Genomic DNA, 6943 nt, shown 5'->3' with positions numbered 1-6943 from the left:
CGATGTATATTTAAGTATAAAACAATGGGAGTAACAAAATCAGAATTATTTAGTGATAAAAAGAATAGATTGTCGCTTATGTTTAAGGTTTTAGGGCATCCAGCAAGACTTGCCATTCTTCAGTATATTATCAATCAAGATGCTTGTATTTGCAATGATTTGGTAGAAGAACTTGGATTAGCTCAAGCCACTATTTCTCAGCACTTAAAAGAGCTTAAAAATAGTGGACTTATAAAAGGGACTATTGAGGGTAAATCCGTTTGTTATTGTATTGACAATGTAGCTTGGAATGAATTCTTCAAGGAGTTTGAATTCTTCTTCGCTCAAAAAATACAATCAAAGGATTGCTGTTAATATTTTTTATTCAACATCATCGTGATATTACGATATTAAAATAATTTAAAACAGATAAAATATGAAATTATCAGAAGTAAAAGTAGTGTTAGAAAAATTAGATCGAGTAGATTTTCAATTTGAAGATGGGACGTTTGTAGCAGAACACTTCCATGTAACAGAAGTAGGTCAAGTGACAAAGAAATTTATCGACTGCGGAGGAACAATAAGAGAAGAGGTTAAAGTAAGCTTTCAATTGTGGAATGCAGATGATTATCAGCACCGTTTAAAAGCTGGTAAATTGCTTAATATTATTCGATTATCAGAAACAAAATTAGGTATTGTTGATGCGGATATTGAAGTAGAAGTTCAAGGTAAAGAAACAATAGGAAAGTATTTCTTAGAATTTAATGGAACTCACTTTCTATTAAAAAATACATTGACTGCTTGTTTAGCTGAAGATGCTTGTGGAATTACACCAAGTGATCAGGTAAATCAAACTAGTTGTTGCGATTCTAACGCTGGATGTTGTTAATCTTAAAAAAGGTAAAAGATGTATAAAACATTATCAACTACAATTAGTATTATGCTTGAATCAAGAGTGATAACTAATCATAGAAAAGAAGTTTTAGCTCCTTTACTGGCATACATTCAAGCTAAGGTTGATTCAAAATCTCCAATTCGAATCAATTTTATCTGTACACATAATTCAAGAAGAAGTCATTTGACTCAGATTTGGATGCAAGTAGCGGCTAGTTACTATGGTATTCCAAATGTTACTTGTTATTCAGGAGGAACCGAACAAACAGCTATGTATCCCATGGTTGCTACAGTTCTGAAAGAACAAGGGCTTGATGTATTTAAAATTGCAGAAGGAGAAAATCCTATTTATGCGATAAAGTATGGGGATAATGAAGTTCCTATTATTGGTTTTTCTAAGAAGTACGATGCCGCTTTTAATCCAAGTAGTGATTTTGCAGCGGTAATGACTTGTTCACAGGTGGATGAGGGCTGTCCTTTTATAGCAGGTGCTGAGCGCAGAATCCCTATTACATTTGAGGATCCGAAGGTATTTGATGGAACGGAAAACCAGCAAGTAGGATATTTTAATCGAAGCCTTGAAATTGCAAGTGAAATGTTTTACATCGTATCACAAATTAAAAAGTAAGTTATGCAAGTTAGAATGAAATTTTTAGATCGATACTTAACCCTTTGGATTTTCTTGGCGATGGGGATTGGTGTTTTGATTGGAAATGTATTTCCAAGTGTTTCTAATGTGATGGATAAACTGTCTATTGGAACGACCAATATTCCGTTAGCTATAGGATTAATCATCATGATGTATCCTCCACTGGCAAAGGTTGATTATAATCTATTACCATTGGCTTTTAGGGATAAAAAAGTCTTAGGTTTATCTCTTTTCTTAAACTGGATTGTAGGACCTGTTTTAATGTTTGTTCTGGCTATTATTTTCATGCGTGATGAGCCTGATTATATGGTAGGGTTGATCCTTATTGGTTTAGCCAGATGTATTGCCATGGTGATTGTATGGAATGATTTAGCAAAAGGTAATCGAGAATATGCAGCCTTACTGATTGCATTAAATAGTGTTTTCCAGGTGCTGTTTTATAGCTTCTTTGTTTGGCTTTTTATCAACGTATTACCTTCTTATTTTGGATTTGCTGATTATGCTATTTCAATTAAGATGAGCGATGTTATACAAAGTGTGCTTATTTATTTAGGAATTCCATTTTTAGCAGGTTTTTTAAGTCATAAGTATCTCATTAGAATAAAAGGAGAAGCTTGGTTTAAGCGCAAGTTTATCCCTTTTATTTCCCCCTTTACTTTATATGCTTTACTGTTTACCATTGTGCTTATGTTTAGCTTAAAAGGAGAGCAGATTGTTCAATTACCAATGCAGGTTATCAAAGTTGCTATCCCACTAATTATTTATTTTGTCTTGATGTTCTTTGTCAGCTTCTTCGTAAATAAATCAATGCATGTGGATTATGATAAAAATGCGGCTATTTCTTTTACTGCAGCAGGTAATAATTTTGAACTAGCTATTGCTGTTGCTATTGCCGTATTTGGAATTCACTCGCCCCAAGCTTTTGTGGGGGTTATCGGACCTTTAGTTGAAGTTCCTGTGTTGATTCTACTGGTACGAGTGAGTTTGTGGATGAAAAAGAAATATTATGCAAAGTGATAAAATATTGTTATTTTTAAATCGTTTCAAATCGTTTCTATTAAATTAATCACTAGAATAAATCAATCCATCATTTATTTTTTTATTTTTGAGATAAACTAATTTTTTATGAATTTACAAGTGTTTTATAGAATAAGTTTTTTTGCTATTCTATCTTTTTTGTTTATGTCATGTAATGCAAGTACAATACCAGAAAAAGCTAAACCCGTTGAAAATTTTGATGTAAATCGTTATTTGGGAACATGGTATGAAATTGCTCGGTTTGATTTTTATTTTGAAAGAGATTTAAATAATACCACAGCTTACTATAGTTTGGACAAGAAAGGAAATCTCAAGGTTTTAAATCGAGGTTTTAATGTTAAAACCAAGGAATGGAAACAAGCAGAAGGAATAGCTAAATTTAGAGCAGAGAAAAATGTAGGCGCACTTAAAGTTAGCTTTTTCGGGCCTTTTTATTCGGGTTATAATGTCATTGCATTAGATTCAGATTATAAGTATGCTCTAATAGCAGGAAAAGATCTTGATTATTTATGGATTTTATCTCGAGAAAAAAATATCCCCGAAACGATTAAACAACAATACTTGACACTAGCTAATGAAATTGGTTATGATGTATCTCGTTTGATTTGGGTTGAACATGACAAGGAAGATATGTCGGTAGTAAAGTCTAAATAAACACATGTAAGTTAAACAATTAAAAGAGAAGATACCCCAACAAAGCTCCTACTAAAACAATAAAAGCACTATTTACTTTTTTAAATTTAAAAACGAGTATACCACTAAGTAGGGTAATAACAAGGGTTTGCCAGTTCAGCAATACATCTCGTGTCATCGTTATACAAACAGCGACAATCAAGGCAACAGAGGCAACATTCACCGCATCTAAAAAGACAGATAATCCTTTTGAGCTGCGAAGTTTTTTCATCAATGGGTTTAGTAAGGCTACTAGAATAAAGGATGGTAAAAAAATTGCAACAGTTGAAAGAATTGCTCCAGATAAACCATTAATTTGAAAACCAATAAAAGTAACGGAAGAGAAAACAGGTCCTGGTGTGAATTGTCCTACAGCAATAGAATCTATAAGTTGTTCTTTGGTGAGTAAACCTGTTTGCACGAGTTCTGTATCTAAAAAAGCAAATAATACATAGCCACTACCGTACAGTATAGCCCCTATTTTAAGAAAAATCCAAAATAGCTGCATATTGGTATTGGTAAAAAGAGTATTTTGTATAGTAAGTAAGAAGGTTAATGGAAGAAAACTTTGTAAGGTACTTCGCTTTGTAGTATTAATATAAAAAACTACATAAGCTAAAAATCCAGCTCCAAACATTAAAATGATCTCATTAGTCCCAAATAAAGAAGCTACTAAGACAATAAGTCCTATAAAGGCTAAGAATAAGGATTTAATTGATTTTCTGGCTAGTGGAAATACAGCTCCAAGGATAATAGTAATAATGGCAGGTTTAATTCCATAGATAAATGGTTGAACTTGTGGTAATTCTCCATAATTTTTATAAAAATAAGCCAATACACCCGTTAGAAAAACAGCGGGAAGAATAAAACATAGCCCGGCAATTATAAGACCTTTCCAACCTGCTTTGTCATAGCCAATGTGAATGGCCATTTCTGTACTGTTAGGACCAGGAATTAAATTAGTAGCACCAAGCAGATCTAAAAAGTGTTGTTCATCCATCCATTTTCTTTTTACAACTACTTCCTCTCTCATCATCGCAATATGAGCTGCAGGGCCTCCAAAACCAATAATCCCTAATTTTGTAAAGACCTTGACTATTTCTTTGAGACTTACTTCATCTTGTTTGGTATTCATATCTTAAGACTTTTTAATCATACAAATATGTCACAATTAGAACCTAAAATAGGGTGAATTTGAAAAAAGAATGGTACTTTAAATTTCCCGAAATGCTTTAGGAGTAATGCCTACATAGCGCTTGAAGTATTTTGTAAAGTTAGAGGAGTCATTAAAGTTTAAGTTGTAAGCAATTTCACTAACACTGTTTTCAGAGTATAGAAGTTGTCTTTTTGCTTCATCAATAATATGTTCTGCCAATATTTCGGATGCTGACTGTTGGAGTGCTTTGCGACAGATGCTATTTAAATTTTGAGGTGAAATTTTTAGTCTTTGAGCGTAATAGGCAACACTGTTATGTAAGTTATCTGTTTGCTTTAAAAAATCTTGAAACAAGATGATCGTATCGCTTTTATTTACTGAAGTAGAAAAAGGAGTAGACCTTGCTATTATCTTAGCCAATAACGCTTTTAGTAGACCTTCTGTTACCGTAAAATCCTTCTCTGATACAAGTAGTTGAAATAATGCATTAATATTTTGGGTATCATTTATTTTTAAGCAAGTAAAATGACTTAATTGGGACAGGAGATCTCTTAACTTATAATCTAATGAGGTTTGCAAGAATTCTTTTTTTAATAGAATTACAAAGCCTTTAGGTTTACTTGTAATATCCCAAAAATGAACTTGCTCCTTTCGTATAAAAAAAACTGTAGGAGTAGTAATTGAAAATACAGTTTGATCAATTGTATGAAAGCCTGTTCCCTCGCTTAAATAAATAATTTCAAAGTAATTATTGTGTTTATGAGGATTTGTTTTTCGAATTTCTTGTCTAAAAGGATCAACTTTTATTAGTGTTATTGTCTCAATTTTATTTTTTATTTCAATAGATGTATTCAACGTTATTTAATTAAATAATACAAGTAAAACTAACTATTATCTTCTAATAAAAGGGTATTTAAATGTTAATAAAGCATAGCTCTTTTTAAAAGTCACTTAAACTAAGATTTAAACAACTAATAGCATTAAGTAATAGGTATAAGAGAAGAGTAGGTTGCTCTAAAATTAGCTAACATGTTTTATTGTGTAAATTATTTTTAGTTATTTTAATTTATAATATTATTTTTTAGTTATATTTTTACTAGTATTATTTTTTTTAACTTAAAAATAAAACAATAAAACATGTAGTAATGAAAGCAAAAAATAGTTTATTTGAAGAATTACGTCTTTTAAGAGGAGATGATCAATATCCTTCACAAGAGATTAAAGAGAAATTAATTGACTTATATCTTCCTGCAACCGTATCAGATTTAGCGATTAATTTATCCAATATTACCTCTCAATTCTATGCTTTGCAATTACATTCCATAGGAGAGCAGTATGGAGTAGATAAAATACGTTTGCACTCTGATAAACTATTTTACAATCTTGGTAAAGCAAAAGCAGAGCAAGCATTAATTAAAGATGCTACTATGGATCGAGATTGCAGGTCAATGGTTTTAGTCGCTATATCTGCTATTTACACCTCGAGTCCGGAGTTCAAGTTTCAGGTGCAAGAATATACTTCAGATTATGCTGTGATTAATTTGAAAGGTGTTGATCGTTATCACAGAGCTGCTAAACAATATAAAATTGATCAATATTTAACCTTTCCAACTTTAATCGCTTTTTTAGATGGAATCAAAGATTATCTTCAATTAAGTGATATAGAAATACAAGTACCTCAATCTTTTTATGACGAAAATTCAAATATAGATTGTACGTATATTATTAAACAAAATTAGTTGTAATATGAAACATTTATATAACTACATCGGGGAGAATTACCCTTATTTATTTCCAATGGATAATTTGGTAAGGAATGCATCTACAGTAGAGTATAGTACTACAAATAGCTCAGATAGTCAATTGAGAGGATTCAAAGAGATAGGGCAAATAGTTGCATCATTGGGAAGTATCTCTTTATTGACAGCCATGGATATTTCTTCTAAAACATTTTTCTTAGCTGAAAAAATTAGAATAAGAAAAATCAATAGTACTATTGTAGAGGATGGATTAAAGTATTGTGCTAAGCCTTTTTCATTTTCAAAGCGTAAAGGAAAAGTTTTAGTAGATGTTTTGAATAATCAAAATCAATTGTTTTATACTTCTGAACTAGAATATGTTATTTTTGATGAAAATGCTTTTAATGATGTTTTCAGCAGTTTTTATACAGAAAAAATTCCTGCAGAAAGTTCTCCAATAAAGGAGGACGTACTGGTGAATTTAATCGAGCCATTTTATTTTAAAATTCAAATCCCTTCTTTTACAATCGAACAATGCAAAGGACATTTTGATAATTATCCTATTGTGCCAGGTGTTTTTATCATGGATCGATTGTTAGAAGGAATTGAGAAATTCTTTAAGCTCCAAGGAGAGGATGTACAAAGTAAAAAATTAGTTTTAGATAATTTAGAAACATTTCTAAATACAGCTACTCCAGTCTATAGCGAATTAAGCTCGCTAGTACATTACCGCCAAGTATCTAAGGATAGTTATTTGTTTGTGTGTACTATTACTGATAGTAATCATAAAATTGAATATGGTCATTTTGTAATTAC

General features: G+C 31.3%; 9 protein-coding genes. 7 read left to right on the top strand and 2 right to left on the bottom strand.

Features of this window, described 5'->3' with window-relative positions:
* Nucleotides 1–24 precede the first annotated feature (24 nt).
* The 5 genes from AWV75_RS18095 to AWV75_RS18075 all read left to right on the top strand — a co-directional run bounded on the left by AWV75_RS18095 (nucleotide 25) and on the right by AWV75_RS18075 (nucleotide 3214).
* Nucleotides 25–354, top strand: coding sequence for an ArsR/SmtB family transcription factor (locus tag AWV75_RS18095; protein WP_060873482.1), 330 nt, complete (start codon nucleotides 25–27; stop codon nucleotides 352–354).
* A 61-nt stretch (nucleotides 355–415) separates the two neighbouring features.
* Complete coding sequence (locus AWV75_RS18090; RefSeq protein WP_060873483.1) at nucleotides 416–868, top strand: DUF6428 family protein; 453 nt, start codon at nucleotides 416–418, stop codon at nucleotides 866–868.
* Nucleotides 869–886: 18 nt separating this feature from the next.
* Nucleotides 887–1501, top strand: coding sequence for an arsenate-mycothiol transferase ArsC (locus AWV75_RS18085; RefSeq protein ID WP_060873484.1), 615 nt, complete (start codon nucleotides 887–889; stop codon nucleotides 1499–1501).
* A 3-nt stretch (nucleotides 1502–1504) separates the two neighbouring features.
* The gene (arsB, locus tag AWV75_RS18080; RefSeq protein ID WP_060875661.1) at nucleotides 1505–2539 is read left to right on the top strand and encodes an ACR3 family arsenite efflux transporter; all 1035 of its coding nucleotides are present in this window, start codon (nucleotides 1505–1507) and stop codon (nucleotides 2537–2539) included.
* Nucleotides 2540–2647: 108 nt separating this feature from the next.
* On the top strand, nucleotides 2648–3214 hold the full coding sequence (locus AWV75_RS18075; RefSeq protein ID WP_060875660.1) for a lipocalin family protein: 567 nt from the start codon (nucleotides 2648–2650) through the stop codon (nucleotides 3212–3214).
* 19 nt (nucleotides 3215–3233) lie between these two features.
* On the opposite strand, the gene chrA is transcribed toward AWV75_RS18075, so the two are convergent.
* Both chrA and AWV75_RS18065 read right to left on the bottom strand, forming a co-directional pair.
* Nucleotides 3234–4367, bottom strand: a complete 1134-nt coding sequence (gene chrA / locus AWV75_RS18070; protein WP_060875659.1) for a chromate efflux transporter — start codon at nucleotides 4365–4367, stop codon at nucleotides 3234–3236.
* A 78-nt stretch (nucleotides 4368–4445) separates the two neighbouring features.
* On the bottom strand, nucleotides 4446–5243 hold the full coding sequence (locus tag AWV75_RS18065; protein WP_060875658.1) for a helix-turn-helix domain-containing protein: 798 nt from the start codon (nucleotides 5241–5243) through the stop codon (nucleotides 4446–4448).
* 290 nt (nucleotides 5244–5533) lie between these two features.
* On the opposite strand from AWV75_RS18065, the gene AWV75_RS18060 reads away from it, so the two are divergent.
* Nucleotides 5534–6127, top strand: coding sequence for a hypothetical protein (locus AWV75_RS18060; protein ID WP_060875657.1), 594 nt, complete (start codon nucleotides 5534–5536; stop codon nucleotides 6125–6127).
* Between the two features lie 7 nt (nucleotides 6128–6134).
* Nucleotides 6135–6943: hypothetical protein (locus tag AWV75_RS18055; RefSeq protein WP_060873005.1), on the top strand; the 809-nt coding region annotated here is incomplete at its 3' end.

This window comes from Myroides odoratus, from assembly GCF_001549985.1.
GTDB lineage: Bacteria > Bacteroidota > Bacteroidia > Flavobacteriales > Flavobacteriaceae > Flavobacterium > Flavobacterium odoratum_A.
Note: the sequence above shows the minus strand (reverse complement) of the source record. Positions and strands in the feature narration are given on the sequence as shown.